Genomic DNA, 22,215 nt, shown 5'->3' with positions numbered 1-22,215 from the left:
TTTTTGGTCATAGGAGAAGTGCAATGGAGATCACCACTCTTCAGATTGTGCTGATATTTATCGTTGCCTGTATCGCCGGGATGGGTTCCGTCCTCGACGAGTTCCAGTTCCACCGTCCGCTGGTCGCCTGTACCCTGATCGGCTTCATTCTCGGCGATATGAAAACCGGCATCATCATCGGCGGTACGCTGGAAATGATCGCGCTTGGCTGGATGAATATCGGTGCGGCGGTCGCGCCGGATGCCGCCCTGGCGTCCATCATCTCGACCATCCTGGTCATCGCCGGTGGGCAAAGCGTCGGCGCCGGTATCGCCCTGGCCATTCCGCTGGCGGCGGCCGGCCAGGTGTTAACCATCATTGTGCGAACCCTCACCGTGGCCTTCCAGCACGCAGCGGACAGCGCGGCGGAGCGCGGCAGCCTGCGCGCCATCAGCTGGATCCATGTCGGCGCCCTGCTGCTGCAGGCAATGCGTATCGCCATCCCGGCAGTCATCGTCGCCATCTCGGTGGGCACCGCCGGGGTGCACGCCCTGCTCAACTCGATCCCGGAAGTGGTCACCAGCGGCCTGAACATCGCCGGCGGCATGATCGTGGTGGTCGGTTACGCGATGGTGATTAACATGATGCGCGCCGGCTACCTGATGCCGTTCTTCTATCTCGGTTTCGTTACCGCCGCCTTCACCAACTTCAACCTGGTGGCGCTCGGCGTCATCGGCGTGGTGATGGCCGTGCTGTATATCCAGCTCAGCCCGAAATACAACAAGTCTCAGGTTGTCCAGGCCGGCCCGGCTAACGCGAACGATCTCGATAACGAACTCGACTAGGAATAGGTGAGAGAAATGGTTGATACAACTGCTCAAAAGAAACTCACGCCGGCCGATATTCGCGGCGTATTCCTGCGCTCGAACCTGTTCCAGGGTTCATGGAACTTCGAACGCATGCAGGCGCTGGGTTTTTGCTTCTCGATGGTGCCGGTGATCCGCCGCCTGTATCCGGAAAACAATGACGATCGCAAACAGGCGATCAAGCGCCACCTTGAGTTCTTCAACACCCACCCTTACGTGGCGGCGCCGGTGCTCGGCGTAACCATGGCGATGGAAGAGCAACGCGCCAACGGCGCACCGATCGACGACGCCGCAATCAACGGCATCAAGGTTGGTTTGATGGGGCCGCTGGCGGGCGTCGGTGACCCGATCTTCTGGGGCACCGTGCGGCCGGTATTCGCCGCGCTTGGGGCGGGCATTGCCATGAGCGGCAGCCTGCTCGGACCGATCCTGTTCTTCGTGCTGTTCAACCTGGTGCGCCTGCTGACCCGCTATTACGGCGTGGCCTACGGTTACCGTAAAGGGGTGGATATCGTCAACGACATGGGCGGCGGCTTCCTGCAGAAACTGACGGAAGGAGCGTCCATTCTCGGCCTGTTTGTCATGGGGGCGCTGGTCAACAAGTGGACGCACGTGAATATCCCGCTGGTGGTGTCCAAGATAACCGACCAGACCGGGCATACCAACGTCACCACGGTGCAGACCATCCTCGACCAGCTGATGCCGGGCCTGGTGCCGCTGCTGTTGACCTTCGCCTGTATGTGGCTGCTGCGCAAGAAAGTCAACGCGCTGTGGATCATCATCGGCTTCTTCGTCATCGGTATCTTTGGCTATTGGATTGGCCTGCTGGGCCTGTAATCGTTCGAAACGGCCGGGGGGCAACCCCCGGCTTTTTTATGTGTGGAGCAAGAGATGTCACTGACCGACGCCGTACTGATGCTGTTTATCGCCCTGCTGTTGCTGTATTCGCTGTACGACGAATTCGGCATGGATCTGCTGAAAGGCAAAACGCGGCTCAAAGTGCCGCTCAAACGCCGCAACCGCCTCGACAGCCTGATTTTCGTCGGCCTGATCGCCATTCTGATTTACCGTAACGTCACCGCCAACGGCGCGCTATTAACCACTTATCTGCTTATTTCTTTGGCGCTGCTCGCCATCTATATTGCTTATATCCGCTCGCCCAAAATGGTGTTTAAAGCGCACGGTTTTTTCTTCGCCAATGTTTTTGTCGAATATAACCGCATTAAAGCCATGAATTTATCGGAGGACGGCATTCTGGCCATCGACCTGGAGCAGCGCCGGCTGTTGGTTCAGGTGACACACCTGGATGACCTGGAGAAGATATACAACTTTTTCGTTGATAATCAATAAATAATGGAAAATTAATTTTATTCTCGCTCAAACCTTGCGCTGTCTGTGGATAATTAATCGGCAGCGCCATTTCATTTCTGACTATTATTTCTGCAACATTGTTACCCGCGTCTACATTATATTCCCACATGAAATCAGATTAATGAAAACGAGTCTCAATTAAGAACAAAAATCGCGCCAGAATAAAGTTGTCGGTACCGAAAATAATATGGTATGGTTGCGCCGTCATTGGGGAGTAGCCGGTTTCTGGAGAATAAAACGCCAGAAACGCCCGTATCAACATACTCGTTTCGCCGTATGAAACGTGGTGCGGGCAGCCAGGTAAGGTTGGCGAGACCATAGACACGTAACTCCGTCGTTTGGTTGGGGGTGGGTTACGTGTATATGGAGCCACCCGGCCGAGGCTATTTCACATGAACCTTTCAGCAACGCTTATTCTCGCTTTCGGCATGTCCATGGATGCGTTCGCCGCTTCTATCGGCAAAGGCGCCAGTCTGCATCAGCCGCGCTTTCGCGAAGCGATCCGCACCGGTCTGATCTTCGGCGTGGTCGAAGCAATCACCCCGCTCATCGGTTGGGCCATCGGCCTGTTCGCCAGCCAATACATCATGGAATGGGATCACTGGGTCGCCTTCTCGCTGCTGTTCATTCTCGGCATGCGCATGATCGTCGAAGGGGTGCGCAACAGGCCCGACGAAGAAGAGAAGGTCAAACGCCACGGCTTCTGGATATTGGTGGCCACCGCTATCGCGACCAGCCTGGACGCCATGGCGATCGGCGTCGGTCTGGCCTTCCTGCAGGTGAACATCGTGCACACCGCAATGGCCATCGGCTGCGCCACCATGATCATGGCAACGTTGGGCATGATGATCGGCCGCTTTATCGGCCCGCTGCTGGGCAAACGCGCCGAAATTCTCGGCGGCGTGGTGTTGATCGGCATCGGCGTCAACATCCTGCTGGAGCACCTCGGCTACCTGGCCTGAGGCGACCGAACTGCAAAAAAAACCTGCCGCGGCAGGTTTTTTTGTTTCTGAGTTCAAGGCCCCTTAAGCGCGACGTCGGTACAACGCCAACACGAAATCCGTCTCGCACACAAACTCGCCGCCCTCGGCCAACCGCTGTTGCACCTCCGGCGTAGCGCGCCAGGCGAACGGCGTCATCTGCAGCAGATTGGCGGCCTGCGCGCCCGGTAGGGTCATCGTATAGGCCAGCGCCTCTTTGCGCTCGCAGTCGAATCCGTCGAACTGTTCATCCTGTTCGGCATGCAGCTGCACCTGCTGGTACACCTGCTCTTTCAGCTGGTACAGATGACGCGGGCCCGGCGAAACCGTCAGCACCACGCCGCCCGGTTTCACTACCCGCGCCAGCTCCTCCGCCTTGCAAGGCGCATAAATGCGCAAGACCGCGTCCAGCGCCCCGTCGGCGAACGGCAAACGGTGACTGGAGGCGACGCAGAACGAGACCGCCGGATAACGTTTGGCGCCATAACGGATCGCCACCTTGGCGACGTCCAGCCCATAGAACGCCATATTGCGCTCCTGGGCCAGCCGTGCGGCCACGGCGGCGGTGTAATACCCTTCCCCGCAGCCTATGTCCAATAACGCGCCTGCATCGGCCGCCAGCGCCGAATCCAGCCACTCGGCTACCTGCGCTTGCAACGGCTGATAATATCCACCGTCGAGAAACGCGCGCCGTGCCTGCATCATTTCCGCGCTGTCTCCCGGCTGCTTCGATCGTTTGTGCTGCACCGGCAGCAGATTCACGTAGCCTTCTTTGGCTTGATCGAACTGATGATTGCCGTCACAACGCCAGTGTTGTGATGAAAAATGCAGCGGTTGATGACACAGGGGGCAGTGATAAGACATGAATGGGCTTCCAGAAAGACAGGGCGCGGCTAGTCTAAAGAAGGCGTCGGCTTGATGCAAGGCGCATCCCCGCTCGCTTTCGCCGCCAACAACACCTAGTCAAGCGGGGAAAAAGCTGGCTACACTGAGAGTCTGTTTTCTCATGCAGGTGAACATAACTTATGAGCGATCGTTCCGCGCTGCTCGATGCGGTGCCCCACATTCAGCACGGCTTCGGCAGCAAACTCGCGCTGCTGCCCGGGCATCTGCTGCCCTACAGCGCCACGCTGCCGGAAAAAAAACAGGTGCACGGCACCCGCATCGTCGATGTGCTGCAGCCGGCGCAGGCATGCGGCGAGGCCGATGGTTTCTATACTCGCCAGCCCGGCATTCTGCTCAGCGTACTGACGGCGGACTGTTTGCCGGTGCTGTTCAGCCGCCGTGACGGAGGCGCCATCGCTGCGGTGCACGCCGGCTGGCGCGGGCTGCTGGACGGCATTCTGGAACAGATGGCAGCACGCATTCGCCAGGACGGCGACACCGCCGATTGGGTCGTCTCCATCGGCCCTGCCGCCGGCCCGTGCTGCTACGAAGTCGATGAAGCGCTGGTGGAGAGTTTTAAACAGCGGCTGCCGCTGCCCGCCACGTTGATCAGCCCGCATTACCGGCATCTCGATTTGGCCGCAATTGCCGAATACAAGCTGGCGGCGCTCGGCTTCGCCGCCGTTGACCGCGCCGGCAGTTGCACCATCTGCACGCCGGACGTCGACCCACAGCGGCCGCAGCGCTTCAAATACACCAGCTATCGCCGCAACAGCCACCGGCGCGCGCAGGATCCGACGCATCCGGGGATCAAAGGCCGCAACCAGTACGCCGGCATCATCATCGCCGCCGGATGACGGAAACGAAAAAGCCCGCGCGAAGGCGGGCTTTTTGTACAGCTGACGCTGATTAGATAGCAGTAACGTTTACTGCAGATGGGCCTTTCTGGCCATCTTGGATTTCGAACTCAACGTTCTGGCCTTCAGCCAGGGTTTTGAAGCCGTTACCCTGGATTGCAGAGAAGTGTACGAACACGTCTTTGCTGCCGTCAGCCGGGGTGATGAAACCGAAACCTTTAGACTCGTTGAACCACTTAACTTGACCTTTGATCTTTGCCATCTTGAGTATTTCCTTTGGATTGTTTAAACCGCCCGAGGGCGTTACATAGACAAACTAGAGTCGTTACTGCTTGAGGCACTAAGATAAGGATCGGCAGAGAAGCGGTATTCAACGCTAACGTCTTTACTCAGAACTTCTTTACTGAAAATGCCACACATATACAGAACTGTACCTCGTTTTACCCAGATGCGTTATCACATACTCTGTATGCGATGGCAAGCCATTTTTAATCACTGAACGACATGTCGCACATATTTGAAACGGTCGAGCGCCACATTTGCTTAAATAGGCCAAAAGATGTTGAAGCATCGGCTATTTTCTGCTTGCCAAAATCACTGCGCCAGACCCCGCATTCTGCTGGAGTTTTAACAAAACTTTCATCGTCTTGACGCCTTTGCGTCTCACCATTTCCGCTTTTTTGCCGCTTATAGCGTTAAAAAATTTGAATCTTTATGGAATTTGATATGCAACATCTGAATATCGATGAACGGGGGCCAATTTATTCATCGCTCCTCCGACCATTTACCGCCGAAAAGCCCATTCATCATCGGCTTTCCGCCCTGCCGCCAAACGGCGCTGTCGAGAACGGCGCACGGGTCGGCGGCGACGTCTCCGCCCTGCACAACGGATGCATAAGCATGCAAAGCGCCGGCACATCTTCCGCTGTCTGTGGTTTCATCATAAATAATCCGAATGTCATTAACCTCAATAGCCGGAATAATCTTATCAATAACGAAAATTCAACGTTGAATTAAATCCTGAAAATACGGGGGTTATTTGAATTACCACCCGCACTTATCAATTCTGCTAATTACAGCTGCGCTTTCAAACCATTGACTTTATTCATCCCGCTGCGCCGCCGGGTGATTAGGTAACGCAGGCGATGAGCCCTGCAACGCGATGCGCTCGCCAATCTTCAGCGGGAGGAATTGATGCTGCTCCAACCCCGCCTCGCTCAGGGCCAGGTTCAGCTGCTGCGGCGGTTCGTCCAGCGATTCATCCGCCAATTCAAATACTCCCCAATGGATGGGAATGGCTCGCGGCTGATTCAGTTCGCGATACAGCGCCACCGACTGCTGCGGATCCATATGCTGCTCCTGCATAAACCAGCGCGGCGCATAGGCGCCGATCGGCAACGCAGCCACGTCGAACGGCCCCAGCCGTTGACCGATCTCCGCCAGCCGTTCCGAATAACCGCTGTCGCCGGAAAAATAAAACCGTAGCGCCGGATGGTGGATCACCCACCCGCACCACAGCGAGCGATTGCGATCCCACAGCGTGCGCATGCTCCAGTGCCGCGCCGGCGTGGCATAGACCGTCAGCTCGCCCAGTGACAGGCTCTGCCACCAGTCCAGTTCATGCACCTTCAGCCGGTAGCGGCGAAACCAGCGCTTCAACCCCAACGGCACGATGAACTCGGCCTGTGGGAAACGCCGCGCCAATTGCCGCACCGTGCGCCTGTCGAGGTGGTCATAATGGTTATGGGAGATCAGCACCACATCCACCGCCGGCAGTTGCCCCACCGTCAACGGCGGCGGCGTTCTGCGCTTTGGGCCGTAAAAGCTCAGCGGCGATGCACGTTCGGACAATACCGGATCGATCAGGATATAGCGGCCGCTCAATCGCAATAGCATCGAGGCATGCCCCAACCACCAGACGCTGTCGTCGCTGCCACTGAGATCGGCAGGTTGCCACCAGCGCTGGGTAAATTGCGCGTAACCCTGCTGCGGTGGCCTGGGCAACCCCTGCCGCTTGCGTTCATCTTGCCAACGCCGAAGATCGCCCTCCTGACGCCGCGAAGGTTCCAGGTTGCGAAATCCCTCCGGCGTATGATGCGCCTTGGCCGCGTCGTAATAACGGTTGATTCTTTTCATCCTGCCTTTTCTCCCGACCACAGCGCCCTGCACGGGCATGACTTTCAGTGTAACAAACCCGATGAAGCTCGCACTTTGTCAGCCGTGCGCTGCATCTCGGGACCTTTTGCCGTATGCTGTTGTCTCACTCCGGTGGAAAGCCAGGGCCGCCAAGAGCCCGTTAAGACTCTCTTAAGATCTTTGTGATTGACTTGTAGGGCATACAGAAAAGGAGAAGTTATGAGTCGTTCTACATCCCGCAAATCAGGCATCGGCCTGGGGCGTCGTATTCGCAGCGCGCTGCTGGCGCAGAAGCAATACTGGAAAATGTATTTCGCCATGAAGCTGCGCCGGCTGCGCGTGCCTGCACCGTTGGTGCTGCTGGGCGGTTCGCTGCTTGGGTTCTTCATGCTGACTCTGCTGATGCTAAGCGTAGTCGCCATCGACGTCATCAGCACCCTGCTGCTGCTGTGCCGGAAACTGCTGGGGCGGGGTCACGGTGAGAGCCGCGCCTTTATGCCGCGCGGCTAACGAGAAAAGAAGCGGAGGCGGGCAATACGCCTCCGCAGCACGCAGATTAACGCTTGGCGCCTTTACGGCGCGTCAGCATGAACCCGCACCACAGCACCGCAACCCATACCGGCATCAGCAGCACCGAAATGCGGATCCCTTCGCTGAAATACATGATCACCAGAATCAGGCCGAGGAACGCCAGACACAGGTAGTTGCCGAACGGATACCACAGCGCCTTAAAGCTGGGGATGACGCCCTGGCGGTTCTTGGCGGCACGGAACTTCAGGTGCGCCAGGCAGATCATCACCCAGTTGATCACCAACGTTGACACCACCAGCGCCATCAGCAGCTCAAACGCCTTGCCGGGCATCAGGTAGTTGATCAGCACGCCGATTGAAGTAATCAACGCCGACAGCGCGATGGACAGCACCGGCACGCCGCGTTTATTCACGCGCGTCAGCATCTGCGGCGCATTGCCCTGGCTGGCCAGCCCGAACAGCATGCGGCTGTTGGCATAAACGCCGCTGTTGTAGACCGACAGCGCGGCGGTCAATACCACTACGTTGAGCACCGTTGCCACCAGATTGCTGTTCAGCGCATGGAAGATCAGCACGAACGGGCTGCCGCCCTCCACCACTTGCCCCCACGGATAGAGCGAAAGCAGCACGGTCAGCGAGCCGATATAGAAGATCAGGATGCGGTACACCACCTGATTGGTGGCTTTGGGAATGCTGCGGCGCGGATCGGCGGCTTCCGCCGCGGTGATGCCGACCATCTCGAGCCCGCCGAACGAGAACATGATCACCGCCATCGCCATCACCAGCCCGGAGAAGCCGTGCGGCATAAAGCCGCCCTGCTGCCAGAAGTTGGTGATGCTGGCCTGCGGCCCGCCGTTACCGCTGGCCAACAGCCAGGCGCCGAAGACGATCATGCCGACAATCGCCACCACCTTGATGATGGCGAACCAGAACTCGGTTTCGCCGTACAGGCGCACGTTCACCAGGTTAATCAGGTTGATCAGCACGAAAAACAGCGCGGCGGAGGCCCAGGTGGGGATCTCCGGCCACCAGTACTGAATGTAGATGCCGACGGCGGTCAATTCCGCCATGCCGACCAGAATGAACATTGCCCAGTAGTTCCAGCCGGAAAGGAAGCCGGCGAAATCGCCCCAGTATTTATAGGCAAAGTGACTGAAAGAGCCGGCGACCGGCTCCTCCACCACCATTTCACCCAGCTGGCGCATGATTAAAAACGCGATAAAACCGCCGATGGCGTAGCCCAGCAGCACGGCGGGGCCGGCCATTTTAATGGTTTGCGCAATGCCGAGAAATAAACCGGTACCGATGGCGCCCCCAAGGGCAATAAGCTGTATGTGTCTGTTTTTTAAACCGCGTTTTAGCGGAGTATCCTGATGCTGACCGCCCATCTTATCCTCATATGGCGTATACCCTTGCCGTTATCGGCCAAGATTTCACCAATCAATAAATGTATCTGCGGGCGGCTTTTTAACACTTAACCCCGTGAGCATCAAGGAGAAGCGCCCCGAGACGGCAGGCCGGAGCGCGATTTTTTTACCGCGAGAAAGCGGATAACGGCAGCGTTTAGCCAGGCATACCGCACAGTTTGGTCAGATTGCGCGCGCCGATCATCAGCGTGGCGACATAAGATTGACTACGCGTGACCACTTCCACCGCCACGCGATCGTTTTGATATTTTATCAGGTAGGTCGAGGGCCAGCCCTGACGGCGCTGGCCGAAGCTTTCGGCATGACGATCGATCGCCGCATGGGCAATCACCAGATGAGACAAGTTTTTATCACCTTTGATAATGCGCTTCATAAACAGCCTCCGCCAACGACAGCTCTGTTATTAGAAAAAGGAGAAACTCTTACCAATCACCGGTATTGTTCGACTCAGTTAGCCTGTCGGCTCATCAGGAAGCAGATCATCGCCGCGCGCAGCGGGCTGGCGCTGTCCGCCTGCCATTCACCGCCCTGAGTGCTCATGCGCGCCTGCCACTGCGGGCTGTCGCTTTGGTTGTCGGGGTTCAGACTGATTTTGTTGGCGCAAATGATCGGCCAGGCATCGGAGGGATTCTTGCAGTAATCTTTACCTTTCACACCACCGTAGGGATACCACTTGTCCGGGTTCTCTCCGGTCAACAGCGCAATGCTGCGGTTCACTTCGGCATCGCTTTCTTCGTACCATTTAATCATCGGCTTCATCCATCTTTCGTAAGGTTCGCGCTACATTACGATGTCTGTACGACAGTTTTATGACAGCGCCGCCGGTTTTCACATTATCTCTACTAATGCTTTATCCCCTTTATCTTTCCTTAGCGTCTGCGTAAACTTTTCTCCCTATTCAGCGCCCGGAGAACGCATGCATGTTGACCGGCCTTAACCATCTGACGCTCGCCGTCAGCAATATCGATCGCAGCTTCGATTTTTATCGTCATCTGTTGGGATTTATCCCGCACGCCCGCTGGCAAGGCGGCGCCTATCTGTCGTTAGGGCCGTTGTGGCTATGCCTGTCGCTGGATGAAACGCGCATGCAACAACGTGAGCGCGATTACACCCATTACGCCTTCAGCGTCGCGCCGGAACACATTGAGCAGGTCAGCGAGCGGTTGCGCCAGGCCGGCGTCGAAGAGTGGAAAAGCAATCGCAGCGAAGGTGAATCACTCTATTTTCTCGATCCCGATGGGCATCAATTGGAGATCCATGCCGGCGATTTGGCCAGCCGCCTGGCGGCATGCCGGGAAAAGCCGTATCAGGACATGGTGTTTTACTGAGGCGCCCCGGCGACGCTGCCGTCGGCCGGGGCATCATGCTCAGCGTTCGGGGATGAAACCTTTGAAATCCAGCGCGGGGTTGAGATCGTCGTCAGCAGCAGCGGCGCCGTCTGCGCCGGCGCGGTGCGCCATACGCTTCAACAGCGCCGTTTGCTGGCGTTGTTGCTCGGCAATCTCCTGCAGCAGGCGAATCTGCTCATTGGCGCGCACGCTGGCGCGGTTCACCAGGAACCAGACCCACAGCCCGGCCAGCAACGCCACGGCGGCGAGGGCCAGCGACAACAGGCCATTCTGGCCAAAACCTAAATCGTACATGGACAACCCTATCTACTGCGAAATTCAGGCCGCCATCTTAACACTCGCGGCAGCCGTGCGAACATCCCTGCCAAAAATTGCTTACCAGGGCACGAAGCGGGTCACCGAACAGATGCCCAACGCAAAATTTCCACCATCGTCGCAATAGCTGTCCAGCGCCAGCAGGTAGAAAAACAGGCAGGCAGCGACGGCCGTCATTATCACGAGGATTTTTTTTCGTAACAAATTTAGCAGCCTCATTGTTATCTTGGTAATCTATCGCGCATGTTATCACAGCGAAGTTAAACGAAGTTTAACTTTCCGTTTAGATTTCTGGCTATCGCCCGGTTTTCAGACTGTTACCCTTGCCCTCGCATAGGCGCCGTGGCTAGATGCCCCCTCAGGGATAACGAGGAAATACGATGAGCAAATTGATTAAGTGGGTATTGGTGTTGGCGGTCATTTACGGCGGCTTTTTGATCTCGGGCTACGGCGTGCTGATCGGCAGCAACAAAAACGTTGGCGGGTTGGGATTGCAGTGCAAATACCTGACGGCGCGCAACGTGGCGATCGCCCAGTACGTGAATGGCGACAACGGTTTCATCGGCGTAGCCGACTGCCCGCTGTTCAAGAAAATCGAAACGGTGGTGGATTAACCGCCACCGCCCGACGCCGCCGCTCTGCGGCGGCCCCGCCTCAGTTGCGGGTAAACTTCATCTCGATCAGCGCAATCGCCTTGTCAATCGCTCGGCGGGTCACCGGATCGGCGCCGGCAGGATGCGTGGAGAAATCGATGCTTTTGAGCTGACCCGCCATCTTGTCGCGCACTTCGGTCGGCGCAATGACGTCGATAACGTCCAGAATCTGTTTGATGACCAGTTGGCAAGCGACCAGATCGGAAGCCAGTTCCTGCTCGTTGCTCAGCATGTCAGACATAATAAATTTCCTTCTTGATTCAAACGCCGCACAGAATAGCATGGCGTCCGCGCCATTGCCCGCACTCCCCGTCTTTTTCCCCATTCTGCGCACCGGCGGGCAAAAGCCTGCGGCGGATTGGCCTATACTTGCTGCATGGCGGTGGTAAAAACCACCCGCAAGCCACAACCAACAGGAGAAAGTTATGGCGAATCACAATGTGAAATCCTGGGCGACAGTGCGTGAAACTTCGGTGGAAATCGCCGAAGCCATTTTTGAGCTGGCAGGGAACGATGAAGTGTTGGCGCAGAAAATCTGGGAAGAAGGCAGTGATGAGGCGTTGGAGAAGGCCTTTGCCAAAACCACCGCCGACCAGCTTTATTGGGGAGAGGAAACCGTCGAGCGGAAAAACGTTTGAGCGGTTACGCAACAAAAAGCCCGGGTTTCTGACCCAGGCTTTCCCGATTAGCGCCCGCCCCGCTCAGCGGCGTGCATGTCTTCTTGCTCTCACGGTTCTTCACCTCCCACACCTTCCGCATTCTTCATGCTCATCACCGGCGTCGCCATAAAAGCGCCGACGCCCACGATTACAACCAGAGTAATAATCACTGTCATTAACATGCGATCACCCCATCAACGTTGAGTTGTTACGGCTGACTCTGTTTTGGCGGTTCTTGCTGCGGCTTTCTTTGCGTCCCCCACCGCGGCGGCGGCAGTCTCAGATTAGCCGTTTTTCCTTTCGGCTGACAAGCGGCGGTCAAACGGTTTTTCCGAATAATTGTCCCCCGTCACCGGCGGCATTTTTGTCCACGGCGGCAAGTTGTGTATACTTCACCGCTATGTAGGTCTCACACTGACGCACTGATGATACAAGAACACCACCTCTCGTTGGTCTGCGCCCTCAGCAAATGGGTCGAAACTCACCTCGGACGAGTGATCCATCTCGAAGAGCTGGCCGAGTATTCCGGCTACTCGCTGTGGCACATGCAGAAGCTGTTCAAAGAAGCGACAGGGATTTCGCTCGGTAAATACATTCGCGAACGCCGTCTGGCCGGCGCAGTCTATCAACTGCGCAGCAGTGAAGCGTCGATCTTCGACATCGCCCTGGACTTTGGCTTCGGTTCACAGTCCCACTTCACCTACATGTTCAGAAAGCGTTTTAATATCACACCCTATGATTTCCGCCAGGATTTGAGCGTTGATCTGCACATCGATCCGCCGCTGCACGTCATTCACCAAAAATCCGCCTGAAGCTCGCCGCAAGTCGGCGGGTTAACGCGCCCCCCAGACCGCCAGCATCGCGATCGCGGCCGGCAGCGCCTGCACCCACAGAATTTTGCGGCTGGCGCTCAACCCGCCGAACACCCCGGCCGCCAGCACACACCCGAGAAAGAACAGCTGCAGCGCCATATCCCCACGCCAGTAGCTCCATACCAACCCCAACGCCAGAAAGCCGTTGTACAACCCCTGATTGGCGGCCAACACCCGCGTGGCTGCGGCGAACTCCGCCGTTGTGCCGAATGCGCGCCTGCCGAGGGGCGTACGCCACAGGAACATTTCCAGCACCAGGATATAAAGATGGAGCGCTGCGATGAGCAGCAGCAAAATATCGGCAAAGAACTTCATGATGGTTCCAGTCGTTTATTGAAGATGCCATCAATTATAAACGCCTTCGCTCGCCTACCCATCGGCGGAGATAAAAAAACCCGCCGAAGCGGGTTTATGCAGGAGTCATTTTTTGAGGTTAGTTTAATACGGCGACCAACAATGCCGCGACAGAGACCCAAAACAGCGCCGTGGCAACCACGACATGGGACAGTCTTGCACGATAGAGTACCTGGCTCATAATGACCTCACTGACATCTGACTAATGGGAGACAACCTGACTTCCTGAGGAATATCCTAAACTTCTTCTCGTTGTCATTATATGCGCCAGATCACTTTTCCGTCGAGAAACCTTATATTGTCGTAAAAGCTGGAGCCGCGATCACATTAATTGCGCCTTATTAGAGCGAAATAAGCCGAATAATCGCGGTGATTATATCCTAACGCTATCAAACATCGCTCCAGGGCAGGCGTGGTGCGGTCATACGCTCACCAGAATAACCTTCAACCGCCGGGAAACGCGGCGCCTCTTGCTCCCAATCATGCTGAGCCCGAGTAATTTCAGCCTTGGTATGTCCTACGAAATTCCACCAGATAAGGATCTCTTCGTTCAGTGGTGCTCCACCGATTAATAATCCCCGGCTGCCCTTTCGCGCATTTAACCCAATAGAGTTATTCTTCACACCTAAATAGGCGAATTCGTCAGGTGAAAAAGTTTCACCATTAAGTTCAAACGCACCAATAAGGGGCAAAAAGCCAATTTCATAATCATCGCGCAACGGCAATTCGATTCTTGCCGCTTCTTCCCATTCCAGATCAATGGCGATTAATGGCGAAAGAGTGAACACCGGTGAACGATAAGCGCCAAATTCCCCGACCAACAAACGATGATTCACGCCATTATTCTGCCATTGCGGCAAATCAGGATAATGATCGAAGCGTGGTGCCATGTCGGCATGTTCGGCCGGCAGCGCGATCCATAATTGTGCGGCATGCAACCGCCGCTGCTCGCCCACCGACTGTTCCGTGTGCGCAATGCCGCGCCCTGCGGTCATCAGATTAACCTGCCCTGGGCGAATCACCTGTTCACTGCCGAGGCTGTCTCGGTGCAGCACCTCACCCTCGATCATCCAGGTGAACGTTTGCAGCCCGATGTGCGGATGCGGCCCCACATCCATGCCGGGCGAAGTGCCGTTGAATACCGTCGGCCCGGCGTGATCGAGAAAACACCAGGCGCCGACGGTGCGCCGCTCCCGAGTTGGCAACGCACGGTTGATCGGGATGCCCCCCACTTCGGCATTACGCACGGCAATACGTTGTATCTGGCGCACGCCGTCAACGACGGGGCATTCGCGTGAAGGTGAAAAGAGCGTAGGACGTGACTGACTCATCGCAAAGACCTCCTGAATGGCGCCGATTCGCCAAGGGGAATCCCCCAAGCTTAACACAGGACAGCCCCCACAGAGCGGCGACGCTCAGGCACGTTCGCGCGGTTCAGGGTGCTTTGATATAGCAGCTCTTGATGTCTATCTCGTCATGCGCGTGCCTGAGATCGGAGAAATAGGTCACGCCAAAGAGAATTGATACCACCAGCAGCACGGACACCAACAGGCCGATGATCGCCAGCAGTTTGGTTTCATCATGGAGATTAGGCTCCATTTTATCTCCCCTAGTTAATCGCGTCAGGTCACCCACAGCGTGACCGCCAGCGTAAAGATAATCAGTGAGCAGGACGCCACCGCCAACACGACGATCGCAAATTGCGCATCACCCAAGGTTTCTCGATAATTTTTATCCGTTGAGGCGTTACGCTCTTGTTTCACTAAATCGGTTTTCACTCGTTCAACTGCTGCGTTGCTGTTTGGCGGGGCAAAACATCCCCTCAGAATAAGGCGCCAACGTCGCTGACTTGGTCGCTCCGGCCTCAACCGGGGGATGACGCTATCAATTTTCCCCATCAGGGTCAACACCGCGCCTGCCGGTGAGCGAGCAAGTACACAGGGGAGATGTAACTGGCATGGAGAGCGCAAGGAAATAAGAGACGCGGATTGCAGAGGACAAAAAAAAGCCCGGTACGTAACCGGGCCAGGGTAAACCGACGCGTTATTGCGGGATACGCAACACCTGCCCCGGATAAATCTTGTCCGGGCTCGACAGCATCGGCTTGTTGGCTTCGAAAATCTTGTTGTACAGATTGGCGTTGCCATACATCTCTTTAGAGATCGCGCTCAGCGTATCGCCCTTCTTCACGGTATAGAAGCGGCTCTCGGCGTCGGATTGCGCTACCGCCACCTTGTCTTCCACACCGCTGATACCCGCCACGTTGCCGATAGCCACCAGGATCTTCTCTTTTAACTCCTGGCTGACGGCGTCGCCGGTCACTACGGCTTTACCATCGACCACCTGCACATTCACTTTGTCGGTGCCCGGCAGGCCGCTCTTATCGAGATGCTCCTTGAGTTTGGCGCTTTGATCTTCGGCGGAGGCATTGCCGGTGACTGTATCCCACAGTTTTTCGCCCGCTTCTTTGACGAAGTTAAACAAGCCCATATTCACTCCTTTTGATGGTTGCAGTAATGCGTTTAAGTAAGGCTTGTTAAGCTTAGCATCGACAAAAGGATATGCCATCCGCTCAGGGCGTCAGAAACGGGTAGAGTATTCCGAAAGTGTCGTCAGCGGCGTTTCCATGGCGATTAATCGTGCAATGATGCTGAAAAATCGCGCTTTTCTACCTACACTGTTGCAGACAAGGCAACTCGACGAAGGAGGCGTGCGACGATGTACGCATTGGTGATGTTTGTCTGTTATCTGGATGGCGGCTGCAGTGAAATGGTGGTCGATATATTGCGCGACGAGCCGCAATGCCTGGTCGCGATGAAGGAACAGAACTTGCGACATGCCGGTTGTTATCCCATGGAAGAGTTTATCGACGGCTTCTGGTTGCCAGCCAGCGAATATTCGGATTTTTAATCCCCTTCCCGCACGATACTGAGGAATTTCTGATTTCATCAGAAACTTCGTCTTCCTCCGAGGCATAAGGCCGCTGTTTTGCTAAATTGCGGCTCCCGAAGAAGAGAGAGACAGAGAAAGGTCATGCCAGTATCAGCTCATTCCAACGAGCAATATGAAACTCTGCTGCGCGACGTCAGCCTGGCGTTAGGCGACGCAGTGTTGCAGTTAATCAAAAACCATAAAAGAGTATCCGGCGGCAATATTCTTTCACAGCTGGTGACCGAAATAGAGCGTGAGCAGGATCAACAACGTTTCGCCGCACTGCGTTCCGCCATTGAGCTGGTTGGGTTGGCGCCCAAAGGCTAACCCACTCGCGTTGTGTAGAGATTGAGCATTTCTTACTGTAAAACCGCGCATGTAAGCAGTAATAAAAAACGCCAATCAGATTACACTGATTGGCGTTTTTCATCGCATTTTGGCCCTTATCGATATGTCCCGTATCTCAGCGGACCTTCGACAGATTTTTTTTTAAACTGTTCCCGTTAACCAATGCTCTGCCAAAATTAATAAACGGTTTTTCTATCATTTTGTACGTAATCAATGAAAGAATGACTAACGCACTCATAACTAACGGCATAAAAATAAGATAGCCGTTCATACTACCTAATTGGCTGCTGTCGATAGAGAAAACCAAGATTGTATACATTAAAATGCCATGCAGCAGATAGAGACTAAAACTAATCTCACCTAACTTGACTGCTCCAACCCCGGACAAAGAACCGAAAGCAGAGTTCCCCATTACAACAGGAACAAAAAATAAAAACATACTCATCACACCCAACAACCCGAGCGGATCCTTAACAAAAAACACCGCAAAAGATATAGCAAAAACACTTATCATTGATATCGCTGAATTATTTATGACGGAACGCAGCACTTCACCATAACGTTGCTCTATCGCAAAGGCTAAACCACCGAGAACAAAGAAAATAATATATTTGCAATCAATCCCTTTAACATGTAATCCACTGAAATAAATAGCTATTGCCAGCACTACAAGCAACGCAGTGGTGGTTTTCTTACTGAAAAAAACGGCAAGCAATGGTAACGAAAGATAGAAAAGCCATTCATACTTTAAGGTCCAGGTCACGCCGGCAGTGATTCTTTTTGCATCAGGATCGCCATTAACCGAGTCACCGATATAAAGCAACCAACTGACAATTTCTTTTGCAAGCTGGGGCAACGTTACATTCAACTGATACCCATGCACGATGAACGTATAAAGTATCGTCACGGCAACAGCCACAAGGTACAGTGGGAAAATTCTAAATATCCGAGATATATAGATTTTAGCCCAAGAGATTTTAATTGACGCCTGTTTATCTTTGTAAATTTTCCCAATAAAAAGATAACCAGTAATCATGAAGAATAAACAAACAGCAACCTTGCCGAAGTTATTTATAAAATTAATTTTTGGTGGCAACCACTGCCCAGTTTGCAGCCAGCCATAAAATATAAAATAATGATGTGCGGCCACCATTAACGCCAGATAGCCGCGCAGGCCATCAATGCAGCCAGACCGACGCCCTTCGGGGAGTCTGATGTTTAACGGGGTGAATTTGCTAATTGATACAGTAATGTAACTTAATACTATCGCTAATAAAAAAGCGAAAAAAAACACTAGAGAAGTGGACATTCTTATGACCCCATGGATACCAAGCTTCTCATACTATCACCAGAATCTCATGTGTAAAGATTTAGTAAATAATCTCTAATAGTTACGTACGCTCCTCAGCCCCAGCTTTACATTTTTCGGTGTCATCAGCGCTAATCGCCATGTTCAGTCCGATGACCAAGGGGACATGACGGTCAAAATTTGCCGATAATCAGCCGTGCGGATTAGAGCATGATGCGCATTACAAGGAAGGCTTGCCCCCCATTGCCCGCGATAACCTCATCCGAGCTTTCACTATGAAGGACAAGCCGCTTTTTCCCGACACAGGAAGAAGGTAATACCTTTCATTATCAGGCAGCAGTGTCCCTGTTGCTGACTGATAACAATGAATGGAGCCGCTTAGAAGCGATACGTCAAGCTGACGGCCACGATATCATCGTTAGCCAGTTTCAGTTTGTTGTCGTCGCTCAACTGGTTGATTTGATAATCAACGTAGGTGTACATATTTTTGTTGAAGTAGTAAGTCGCCCCCACTTCCACGTATTTCACCAGGTCGGCATCACCGATCCCTTCGATATCCTTGCCTTTGGACTGCACGTAGGCCACGGAAGGACGCAGGCCGTTCTCGAATTGATACTGAGCCACCACTTCGAAGTTTTGCGTTTTATTGGCGAAGCCGGAAGTGCCGTTGACGCTGATCGGCGTCATGTTACGGGTTTCGGCATACATCGCAGCCAGGTAAACCTGGTTGGCGTCGTATTTCACCGCGGTGGTCCAGGCGGTAGCGCTGTCACCCTTGCCATACTGCAGCGCTTTCTGAGCGCTGGTGCGGTTGGAATCGGAGAACGCCGCCGCTACGCCGATGCCGGAACCGCCGATATCCTGGTAGTCCAGAGACAGGCCGTAACCGTCGCCGTTTTGCTTGGTCACGCTGCGGCCGTCACCGTCGTTTTTACCCTGATACTGCAGCGCCAGGTTCAGGCCTTCCACCAAACCGAAGAAATCACGGTTGCGGTAGGTGGCCAAACCGTTGGAACGGGCGGTCATAAAGTTATCGGTATAGCTGTAGGAGTCGCCGCCGAATTCCGGCAGCATGTCGGTGTAAGCCTCGGCGTCATACACCACGCCGTAGTTACGGCCGTAGTCGAAAGAACCGTAGTTGCCGAATTTCAGCCCCGCGAAGCCCAGACGCGTTTTGGTGCCGGCGGTGCCCTGCGCTTCGTCGTGATTGGCCTGGACGTTGTATTCCCACTGGCCGTAGCCGGTCAACTGGTCATTGATTTGCGTTTCGCCTTTGAAGCCCAGGCGAACATAGGTCATATCACCGTCGTTGGACTTACTGTCGCTGAAATAATGCTTGGCGTTAACGCGGCCGTACAGGTCGAGTTTATTGCCATCCTTATTGTAGATTTCAGCCGCGTTGGCGAAGGAGGTGATCGCCCCGAGGGCGACAGCTAAGGCTAATACACTGCGTTTCATCATTTATTTTCCTAGATATTATAATTAGAACCCTGCCCGTCACGCCCAATTTATAATTTGGGCTGTGATTTTATCTTTTGGTATTTTATGAGCTCCCCTAATGCCGGGGTGATGTGACATTAGCATCATGAATCAAAACTTAAAATCAAAAAGTTCATGAAACAACGAGGAGAAAGCATGTTTATTTGTAACCGAATATGTCAAAAAAGAAATCACTCAACTCATTGAATATAAGAATTTTTTATCACATAAGTTATAACCAAAACGGTGCATTGCACCAAGATAGTGCAATTCGGTTTCGTTTTGCGTGCTTTCTGCGCTATTCAAAGGTAACAATAAGATTAGCATGGTTATTAAAAACGTTACTTATTTCACATTTTTATCTTAACAAACTCACCAGGCAATTAAGGCTTTCAGATAACGACCTGACACTGCCTTCTATTCATTCGCATAAAGACGCGGATTAGTGACGAATAAAATTCGCCTTACGGGAATAAAAATAGCGGGAAATAGCAGATTAAAATAATGAAAGGAATAACGGCGGCGCGCTGACGGCGCCACCGTGGATGAATCAATACAGCGTAGAGCGGGAAACTTCGCTCAACAACATGCCGGCACGCAGGCCCAACGCCACACTGGGGTTAGGGAACAGTATCCACGCCCCCTCCTGGCCCACGCGATAGTCCTCCTGCGGCTGCTCGCACAGCAACATACCCGGTTGCAGTTCGGTGAAGTTGGCCGTGTCATCGTCCAGATGCAGTTTGAAATCTTCGCTGTGCTTGATCAACGAGTGCATCACACGAAAAACCCGAATCTCGGCGCCCGCACGCGTCGGCAGCGCCCCTTCGCTGACCGCCGCCCGCAGAGCGCGATCGATGGCGGCGAACTGCTGCAGATCGTTGCTGCCGAACGGCCGCGCCTTGCCCAGCTCGAGCGTACAGCTCGCCGCATTGAGATGTTCGCTGGAGTAATGGCTAAAAGTCCCGCCCGGCGCACTGTGTACCACCAACGCATCCAGATCGGCGGCATCCAGCAGCTTCAACATCGGCTCACTGTACGGGCGTTTCTGAAAGGGCAGAATGCCGAAACGTGGCAAACGCGATTCACGGATGGCGGTGTGCAAATCGTAATGGAAACGCGCCGCCTGCTCCCCATCGAAAAAGGCGGCGAGCGCACGCTCCAACTGCTGCGCGCGCACGGTTTCGCCGCTGGCGGCGAAGTTGCGGTAGCGGCCGCCGAACATGCGGTTCATATCGCTGTGCAGATAACGCTTGCCGGCCCGCATCGCCGCCGGGTTGCCCAGCACCACCAACAGTCGCACCGTCAGCGGCAACCGGCCGGCAAGGAGATCGCCGACCAGCTGATTGAGCAGTTCAATCGGCGCGGTTTCATTGCCGTGCACGCCCGCCGACATCACCATCGCCTGGCGGTAAGGCTGTCGCGGCGTAAGCTCCAGCACCCCTTCCCCCTGCCAGCGCCACCGCAGCTGCGGTATTTCACCTTGCCATTCGACGGGTTCGTTCCCTTCCAGCGTCAGGGGCAGTAGATCGATCATGCTGCCTCCCTTAGCGTTGGAACGGATAAATGGCGCCGAGACCGAGGATCGACGTCAGCGCATCCAGCGCCTCGCGCCCTTCGCGCAGCAGCAGCGGATCGGCCAGGTCATCCTGCGTCAGGCGATCGCGGTAATGACGATCGACCCACTCGTTCAACGTTGCGAACAGCCGATCGTTCATCATCACGCGTGGATTGACCGCTCTCAACTCTTGTTCGTTGAGCGCCACCCGCAACCGCAGGCAGGCAGGGCCGCCGCCGTTGCGCATGCTTTCACGCAGGTCGAACACGCGGATTTCATCGATAGGGCCGCCGCTGCCGACCATGTCGTTGAGGTAACGCCACACGCCGGCGTGCTGACGCGACTCCTCCGGCACGACGATCATCATCTTGCCGTTCGGTTTGGTAAGAATTTGGCTGTTGAACAGATAGGTCGCCACCGCGTCCGCTACCGAGACGCGCTCTGTCGGCACTTCGATCGCTACCAGCTCGCTGTCCAGCGTCGCCATCTTGCGGCGCACTTCATCCAGCGCCTGTTGCTGGCGGTAAAACGCCTGCTGATGATGGAACAGCACGTTCTGGTTGCTGACCGCAATCACGTCGTTATGGAACACGCCCTGATCGATCACCGCCGGGTTTTGCTGCACGAAGACCGTATGCTGTTCATCCAACTGGTGCAGGCGAGCGATCGCCTCGCCGGCTTCGCGCGTCTGGCGCGCCGGATAACGCGCCGGCGCCGTTTCGCCGCCGAACTCCTGACGCCCATAGACGAACACCTGCACGCTGCGCTTAGCGTAATCACCGCCCAGACGGTTATGGTTGGCCGCCCCTTCGTCGCCGAACAACGCCACCTGCGGCAGCGCCTCGTGGTGGGCGAAATGCCGATCGTCGCTGAACATCGCCCGCAATACGGCGGTGGTGGTTTCCGCTTCGATGGCGCGGTGGAATTTGTTGTTCAGGTTGGCGGCGGTGAAGTGCACCTTGCCGTCGGCGCTGTCCGCCGAAGGCGACACGGTGGCCGCATTGGCGGTCCACATGCACGATGCCGAGCTGAGCGCCGACAGCAAGCGCGGCGACTGACGCATCGCCTGCGCCAGCACCGCCTCATCGCTGCCGCTGAAACCCAGGCGACGCAGCATCGGCAAATGCGGCCGCTCCTGCGGCGGCAAGACCCCTTGCTGGAAACCGAGATCGGCCAGCGCCTTCATTTTCAGCAAACCTTGTTTCGCCGCCAGCTTCGGGTTCGATACGCTGTTTTGATGCTGCGTCGATGCCTCGTTGCCGAACGACAGCCCGGCATAGTGGTGCGTCGGCCCCACCAAACCGTCGAAATTGACTTCATATCCTGACATGTTTATCCCCTGGGGATAGCGTGCGGCAGC

At 55.1% G+C, this 22,215-nt stretch carries 32 protein-coding genes and 1 riboswitch; of the genes, 13 read left to right on the top strand and 19 right to left on the bottom strand.

From position 1 onward, the window contains the following. Nucleotides 1-23: 23 nt before the first annotated feature. The 4 genes from ACOWVD_RS02320 (at nt 24) to mntP (ending at nt 3,178) form a co-directional block, all read left to right on the top strand. The gene (locus ACOWVD_RS02320; protein ID WP_015378156.1) at nt 24-824 is read left to right on the top strand and encodes a PTS mannose/fructose/sorbose transporter subunit IIC; all 801 of its coding nucleotides are present in this window, start codon (nt 24-26) and stop codon (nt 822-824) included. A 15-nt stretch (nt 825-839) separates the two neighbouring features. Then, nucleotides 840-1,682 carry a PTS mannose transporter subunit IID gene (locus ACOWVD_RS02315; RefSeq protein ID WP_015378157.1) on the top strand — a complete coding sequence of 281 codons (843 nt, stop codon included), beginning with the start codon at nt 840-842 and terminating at the stop codon, nt 1,680-1,682. Nucleotides 1,683-1,736: 54 nt separating this feature from the next. Then, complete coding sequence (locus tag ACOWVD_RS02310) at nt 1,737-2,195, top strand: DUF986 family protein (protein WP_004927610.1); 459 nt, start codon at nt 1,737-1,739, stop codon at nt 2,193-2,195. A 218-nt stretch (nt 2,196-2,413) separates the two neighbouring features. Then, nucleotides 2,414-2,601, top strand: a riboswitch (yybP-ykoY riboswitch). A 7-nt stretch (nt 2,602-2,608) separates the two neighbouring features. Beyond that, the gene (mntP, locus tag ACOWVD_RS02305) at nt 2,609-3,178 is read left to right on the top strand and encodes a manganese efflux pump MntP (protein ID WP_004927615.1); all 570 of its coding nucleotides are present in this window, start codon (nt 2,609-2,611) and stop codon (nt 3,176-3,178) included. Nucleotides 3,179-3,241: 63 nt separating this feature from the next. On the opposite strand, the gene rlmA is transcribed toward mntP, so the two are convergent. Next, nucleotides 3,242-4,060, bottom strand: coding sequence for a 23S rRNA (guanine(745)-N(1))-methyltransferase (gene rlmA, locus ACOWVD_RS02300; RefSeq protein WP_049240278.1), 819 nt, complete (start codon nt 4,058-4,060; stop codon nt 3,242-3,244). A 161-nt stretch (nt 4,061-4,221) separates the two neighbouring features. Here rlmA and pgeF point away from each other — a divergent pair, with 161 nt between their 5' ends. Next, nucleotides 4,222-4,938 carry a peptidoglycan editing factor PgeF gene (pgeF, locus tag ACOWVD_RS02295; RefSeq protein WP_004927619.1) on the top strand — a complete coding sequence of 239 codons (717 nt, stop codon included), beginning with the start codon at nt 4,222-4,224 and terminating at the stop codon, nt 4,936-4,938. A 52-nt stretch (nt 4,939-4,990) separates the two neighbouring features. Here the strand turns inward: pgeF and cspE are convergent, their stop codons facing one another. Further along, the gene (cspE, locus tag ACOWVD_RS02290; protein WP_002221949.1) at nt 4,991-5,200 is read right to left on the bottom strand and encodes a transcription antiterminator/RNA stability regulator CspE; all 210 of its coding nucleotides are present in this window, start codon (nt 5,198-5,200) and stop codon (nt 4,991-4,993) included. Between the two features lie 41 nt (nt 5,201-5,241). Beyond that, the gene (locus ACOWVD_RS02285) at nt 5,242-5,358 is read right to left on the bottom strand and encodes a DUF2627 domain-containing protein (RefSeq protein WP_002211058.1); all 117 of its coding nucleotides are present in this window, start codon (nt 5,356-5,358) and stop codon (nt 5,242-5,244) included. Nucleotides 5,359-5,664: 306 nt separating this feature from the next. Here ACOWVD_RS02285 and ACOWVD_RS02280 point away from each other — a divergent pair, with 306 nt between their 5' ends. Then, the gene (locus ACOWVD_RS02280) at nt 5,665-5,955 is read left to right on the top strand and encodes a hypothetical protein (protein WP_197799011.1); all 291 of its coding nucleotides are present in this window, start codon (nt 5,665-5,667) and stop codon (nt 5,953-5,955) included. Between the two features lie 84 nt (nt 5,956-6,039). Here the strand turns inward: ACOWVD_RS02280 and ACOWVD_RS02275 are convergent, their stop codons facing one another. Continuing rightward, nucleotides 6,040-7,074 carry an MBL fold metallo-hydrolase gene (locus ACOWVD_RS02275; RefSeq protein ID WP_015378161.1) on the bottom strand — a complete coding sequence of 345 codons (1,035 nt, stop codon included), beginning with the start codon at nt 7,072-7,074 and terminating at the stop codon, nt 6,040-6,042. Nucleotides 7,075-7,293: 219 nt separating this feature from the next. Between ACOWVD_RS02275 and ACOWVD_RS02270 the strand changes: the two genes are divergently transcribed. Continuing rightward, on the top strand, nt 7,294-7,584 hold the full coding sequence (locus ACOWVD_RS02270; protein ID WP_004927675.1) for a hypothetical protein: 291 nt from the start codon (nt 7,294-7,296) through the stop codon (nt 7,582-7,584). A 46-nt stretch (nt 7,585-7,630) separates the two neighbouring features. Here the strand turns inward: ACOWVD_RS02270 and ACOWVD_RS02265 are convergent, their stop codons facing one another. The 3 genes from ACOWVD_RS02265 to ACOWVD_RS02255 form a co-directional block, all read right to left on the bottom strand. Beyond that, complete coding sequence (locus ACOWVD_RS02265; protein ID WP_421105407.1) at nt 7,631-8,992, bottom strand: amino acid permease; 1,362 nt, start codon at nt 8,990-8,992, stop codon at nt 7,631-7,633. A 175-nt stretch (nt 8,993-9,167) separates the two neighbouring features. Further along, a complete protein-coding gene (locus ACOWVD_RS02260) occupies nt 9,168-9,404 on the bottom strand; it encodes a DUF4060 family protein (RefSeq protein ID WP_004927680.1) in 237 nt (78 codons plus the stop codon). A gap of 74 nt (nt 9,405-9,478) precedes the next feature. Beyond that, nucleotides 9,479-9,781, bottom strand: a complete 303-nt coding sequence (locus ACOWVD_RS02255) for a phage protein NinX family protein (RefSeq protein WP_004927682.1) — start codon at nt 9,779-9,781, stop codon at nt 9,479-9,481. Between the two features lie 170 nt (nt 9,782-9,951). Here ACOWVD_RS02255 and fos point away from each other — a divergent pair, with 170 nt between their 5' ends. Next, nucleotides 9,952-10,359, top strand: a complete 408-nt coding sequence (gene fos / locus ACOWVD_RS02250; protein ID WP_049240276.1) for a fosfomycin resistance glutathione transferase — start codon at nt 9,952-9,954, stop codon at nt 10,357-10,359. A gap of 39 nt (nt 10,360-10,398) precedes the next feature. Here fos and ACOWVD_RS02245 read toward each other — a convergent pair whose 3' ends face one another. Together ACOWVD_RS02245 and ACOWVD_RS02240 are read right to left on the bottom strand one after the other, a co-directional pair. Beyond that, on the bottom strand, nt 10,399-10,674 hold the full coding sequence (locus ACOWVD_RS02245) for a YebO family protein (RefSeq protein WP_033640075.1): 276 nt from the start codon (nt 10,672-10,674) through the stop codon (nt 10,399-10,401). A gap of 81 nt (nt 10,675-10,755) precedes the next feature. Continuing rightward, nucleotides 10,756-10,914: a PhoP/PhoQ regulator MgrB gene (locus tag ACOWVD_RS02240; RefSeq protein ID WP_004927688.1), complete on the bottom strand. Its 159-nt coding sequence runs from the start codon at nt 10,912-10,914 to the stop codon at nt 10,756-10,758. A 161-nt stretch (nt 10,915-11,075) separates the two neighbouring features. Here ACOWVD_RS02240 and ACOWVD_RS02235 point away from each other — a divergent pair, with 161 nt between their 5' ends. After that, entirely contained in the window at nt 11,076-11,309 is a 234-nt protein-coding gene (locus ACOWVD_RS02235) for a YobH family protein (RefSeq protein ID WP_004927690.1), read from the top strand. A 40-nt stretch (nt 11,310-11,349) separates the two neighbouring features. On the opposite strand, the gene ACOWVD_RS02230 is transcribed toward ACOWVD_RS02235, so the two are convergent. Next, nucleotides 11,350-11,589 (bottom strand): DUF2766 family protein, encoded by a 240-nt coding sequence (locus ACOWVD_RS02230; RefSeq protein WP_004927692.1) that lies wholly within the window; start codon nt 11,587-11,589, stop codon nt 11,350-11,352. A gap of 184 nt (nt 11,590-11,773) precedes the next feature. On the opposite strand from ACOWVD_RS02230, the gene ACOWVD_RS02225 reads away from it, so the two are divergent. Together ACOWVD_RS02225 and ACOWVD_RS02220 are read left to right on the top strand one after the other, a co-directional pair. Next, nucleotides 11,774-11,986 carry a YccJ family protein gene (locus tag ACOWVD_RS02225; protein ID WP_004927694.1) on the top strand — a complete coding sequence of 71 codons (213 nt, stop codon included), beginning with the start codon at nt 11,774-11,776 and terminating at the stop codon, nt 11,984-11,986. A gap of 446 nt (nt 11,987-12,432) precedes the next feature. Then, nucleotides 12,433-12,819 carry a helix-turn-helix domain-containing protein gene (locus ACOWVD_RS02220; RefSeq protein WP_004927697.1) on the top strand — a complete coding sequence of 129 codons (387 nt, stop codon included), beginning with the start codon at nt 12,433-12,435 and terminating at the stop codon, nt 12,817-12,819. Nucleotides 12,820-12,840: 21 nt separating this feature from the next. Here ACOWVD_RS02220 and ACOWVD_RS02215 read toward each other — a convergent pair whose 3' ends face one another. The 5 genes from ACOWVD_RS02215 to lysM form a co-directional block, all read right to left on the bottom strand. Next, on the bottom strand, nt 12,841-13,194 hold the full coding sequence (locus tag ACOWVD_RS02215) for a DUF1304 domain-containing protein (protein WP_044031053.1): 354 nt from the start codon (nt 13,192-13,194) through the stop codon (nt 12,841-12,843). Between the two features lie 428 nt (nt 13,195-13,622). Next, nucleotides 13,623-14,564 (bottom strand): pirin family protein, encoded by a 942-nt coding sequence (locus ACOWVD_RS02210; RefSeq protein WP_164094864.1) that lies wholly within the window; start codon nt 14,562-14,564, stop codon nt 13,623-13,625. Nucleotides 14,565-14,667: 103 nt separating this feature from the next. Further along, entirely contained in the window at nt 14,668-14,832 is a 165-nt protein-coding gene (locus tag ACOWVD_RS02205) for a hypothetical protein (protein ID WP_170310328.1), read from the bottom strand. A gap of 23 nt (nt 14,833-14,855) precedes the next feature. Further along, on the bottom strand, nt 14,856-15,011 hold the full coding sequence (locus tag ACOWVD_RS02200) for a hypothetical protein (RefSeq protein ID WP_004934560.1): 156 nt from the start codon (nt 15,009-15,011) through the stop codon (nt 14,856-14,858). A 265-nt stretch (nt 15,012-15,276) separates the two neighbouring features. Then, nucleotides 15,277-15,723, bottom strand: a complete 447-nt coding sequence (lysM, locus tag ACOWVD_RS02195) for a peptidoglycan-binding protein LysM (RefSeq protein ID WP_015378169.1) — start codon at nt 15,721-15,723, stop codon at nt 15,277-15,279. Nucleotides 15,724-15,951: 228 nt separating this feature from the next. Here lysM and ACOWVD_RS02190 point away from each other — a divergent pair, with 228 nt between their 5' ends. Together ACOWVD_RS02190 and ACOWVD_RS02185 are read left to right on the top strand one after the other, a co-directional pair. Then, nucleotides 15,952-16,143: a YebW family protein gene (locus ACOWVD_RS02190; RefSeq protein ID WP_004934567.1), complete on the top strand. Its 192-nt coding sequence runs from the start codon at nt 15,952-15,954 to the stop codon at nt 16,141-16,143. A 123-nt stretch (nt 16,144-16,266) separates the two neighbouring features. Next, nucleotides 16,267-16,491: a biofilm development regulator YmgB/AriR family protein gene (locus ACOWVD_RS02185; protein WP_049240272.1), complete on the top strand. Its 225-nt coding sequence runs from the start codon at nt 16,267-16,269 to the stop codon at nt 16,489-16,491. Between the two features lie 136 nt (nt 16,492-16,627). Here ACOWVD_RS02185 and ACOWVD_RS02180 read toward each other — a convergent pair whose 3' ends face one another. The 4 genes from ACOWVD_RS02180 to astB all read right to left on the bottom strand — a co-directional run bounded on the left by ACOWVD_RS02180 (nt 16,628) and on the right by astB (nt 22,185). Further along, nucleotides 16,628-17,821, bottom strand: a complete 1,194-nt coding sequence (locus ACOWVD_RS02180; RefSeq protein ID WP_406887348.1) for an acyltransferase family protein — start codon at nt 17,819-17,821, stop codon at nt 16,628-16,630. A gap of 378 nt (nt 17,822-18,199) precedes the next feature. Beyond that, the gene (locus ACOWVD_RS02175) at nt 18,200-19,282 is read right to left on the bottom strand and encodes a porin (RefSeq protein ID WP_049240546.1); all 1,083 of its coding nucleotides are present in this window, start codon (nt 19,280-19,282) and stop codon (nt 18,200-18,202) included. 568 nt (nt 19,283-19,850) lie between these two features. After that, complete coding sequence (astE, locus tag ACOWVD_RS02170; protein WP_049240547.1) at nt 19,851-20,834, bottom strand: succinylglutamate desuccinylase; 984 nt, start codon at nt 20,832-20,834, stop codon at nt 19,851-19,853. Nucleotides 20,835-20,844: 10 nt separating this feature from the next. Further along, nucleotides 20,845-22,185 carry an N-succinylarginine dihydrolase gene (astB, locus tag ACOWVD_RS02165; protein WP_048323896.1) on the bottom strand — a complete coding sequence of 447 codons (1,341 nt, stop codon included), beginning with the start codon at nt 22,183-22,185 and terminating at the stop codon, nt 20,845-20,847. Between the last annotated feature and the right edge of the window lie 30 nt (nt 22,186-22,215).

The organism is Serratia sp. SA088 (genome assembly GCF_049065515.1).
GTDB lineage: Bacteria > Pseudomonadota > Gammaproteobacteria > Enterobacterales > Enterobacteriaceae > Serratia > Serratia nematodiphila.
This window is presented reverse-complemented; position numbering and strand designations above follow the sequence as displayed.

Coding starts and splice junctions, on each gene's coding strand:
- ACOWVD_RS02320 (WP_015378156.1), top strand. CDS start 24: ATGGAGATCACCACTCTTCAGATTGTGCTGATATTTATCGTTGCCTGT.
- ACOWVD_RS02315 (WP_015378157.1), top strand. CDS start 840: ATGGTTGATACAACTGCTCAAAAGAAACTCACGCCGGCCGATATTCGC.
- ACOWVD_RS02310 (WP_004927610.1), top strand. CDS start 1,737: ATGTCACTGACCGACGCCGTACTGATGCTGTTTATCGCCCTGCTGTTG.
- mntP (WP_004927615.1), top strand. CDS start 2,609: ATGAACCTTTCAGCAACGCTTATTCTCGCTTTCGGCATGTCCATGGAT.
- rlmA (WP_049240278.1), bottom strand. CDS start 4,060: ATGTCTTATCACTGCCCCCTGTGTCATCAACCGCTGCATTTTTCATCA.
- pgeF (WP_004927619.1), top strand. CDS start 4,222: ATGAGCGATCGTTCCGCGCTGCTCGATGCGGTGCCCCACATTCAGCAC.
- cspE (WP_002221949.1), bottom strand. CDS start 5,200: ATGGCAAAGATCAAAGGTCAAGTTAAGTGGTTCAACGAGTCTAAAGGT.
- ACOWVD_RS02285 (WP_002211058.1), bottom strand. CDS start 5,358: ATGTGTGGCATTTTCAGTAAAGAAGTTCTGAGTAAAGACGTTAGCGTT.
- ACOWVD_RS02280 (WP_197799011.1), top strand. CDS start 5,665: ATGCAACATCTGAATATCGATGAACGGGGGCCAATTTATTCATCGCTC.
- ACOWVD_RS02275 (WP_015378161.1), bottom strand. CDS start 7,074: ATGAAAAGAATCAACCGTTATTACGACGCGGCCAAGGCGCATCATACG.
- ACOWVD_RS02270 (WP_004927675.1), top strand. CDS start 7,294: ATGAGTCGTTCTACATCCCGCAAATCAGGCATCGGCCTGGGGCGTCGT.
- ACOWVD_RS02265 (WP_421105407.1), bottom strand. CDS start 8,992: ATGGGCGGTCAGCATCAGGATACTCCGCTAAAACGCGGTTTAAAAAAC.
- ACOWVD_RS02260 (WP_004927680.1), bottom strand. CDS start 9,404: ATGAAGCGCATTATCAAAGGTGATAAAAACTTGTCTCATCTGGTGATT.
- ACOWVD_RS02255 (WP_004927682.1), bottom strand. CDS start 9,781: ATGATTAAATGGTACGAAGAAAGCGATGCCGAAGTGAACCGCAGCATT.
- fos (WP_049240276.1), top strand. CDS start 9,952: ATGTTGACCGGCCTTAACCATCTGACGCTCGCCGTCAGCAATATCGAT.
- ACOWVD_RS02245 (WP_033640075.1), bottom strand. CDS start 10,674: ATGTACGATTTAGGTTTTGGCCAGAATGGCCTGTTGTCGCTGGCCCTC.
- ACOWVD_RS02240 (WP_004927688.1), bottom strand. CDS start 10,914: ATGAGGCTGCTAAATTTGTTACGAAAAAAAATCCTCGTGATAATGACG.
- ACOWVD_RS02235 (WP_004927690.1), top strand. CDS start 11,076: ATGAGCAAATTGATTAAGTGGGTATTGGTGTTGGCGGTCATTTACGGC.
- ACOWVD_RS02230 (WP_004927692.1), bottom strand. CDS start 11,589: ATGTCTGACATGCTGAGCAACGAGCAGGAACTGGCTTCCGATCTGGTC.
- ACOWVD_RS02225 (WP_004927694.1), top strand. CDS start 11,774: ATGGCGAATCACAATGTGAAATCCTGGGCGACAGTGCGTGAAACTTCG.
- ACOWVD_RS02220 (WP_004927697.1), top strand. CDS start 12,433: ATGATACAAGAACACCACCTCTCGTTGGTCTGCGCCCTCAGCAAATGG.
- ACOWVD_RS02215 (WP_044031053.1), bottom strand. CDS start 13,194: ATGAAGTTCTTTGCCGATATTTTGCTGCTGCTCATCGCAGCGCTCCAT.
- ACOWVD_RS02210 (WP_164094864.1), bottom strand. CDS start 14,564: ATGAGTCAGTCACGTCCTACGCTCTTTTCACCTTCACGCGAATGCCCC.
- ACOWVD_RS02205 (WP_170310328.1), bottom strand. CDS start 14,832: ATGGAGCCTAATCTCCATGATGAAACCAAACTGCTGGCGATCATCGGC.
- lysM (WP_015378169.1), bottom strand. CDS start 15,723: ATGGGCTTGTTTAACTTCGTCAAAGAAGCGGGCGAAAAACTGTGGGAT.
- ACOWVD_RS02190 (WP_004934567.1), top strand. CDS start 15,952: ATGTACGCATTGGTGATGTTTGTCTGTTATCTGGATGGCGGCTGCAGT.
- ACOWVD_RS02185 (WP_049240272.1), top strand. CDS start 16,267: ATGCCAGTATCAGCTCATTCCAACGAGCAATATGAAACTCTGCTGCGC.
- ACOWVD_RS02180 (WP_406887348.1), bottom strand. CDS start 17,821: ATGTCCACTTCTCTAGTGTTTTTTTTCGCTTTTTTATTAGCGATAGTA.
- ACOWVD_RS02175 (WP_049240546.1), bottom strand. CDS start 19,282: ATGATGAAACGCAGTGTATTAGCCTTAGCTGTCGCCCTCGGGGCGATC.
- astE (WP_049240547.1), bottom strand. CDS start 20,834: ATGATCGATCTACTGCCCCTGACGCTGGAAGGGAACGAACCCGTCGAA.
- astB (WP_048323896.1), bottom strand. CDS start 22,185: ATGTCAGGATATGAAGTCAATTTCGACGGTTTGGTGGGGCCGACGCAC.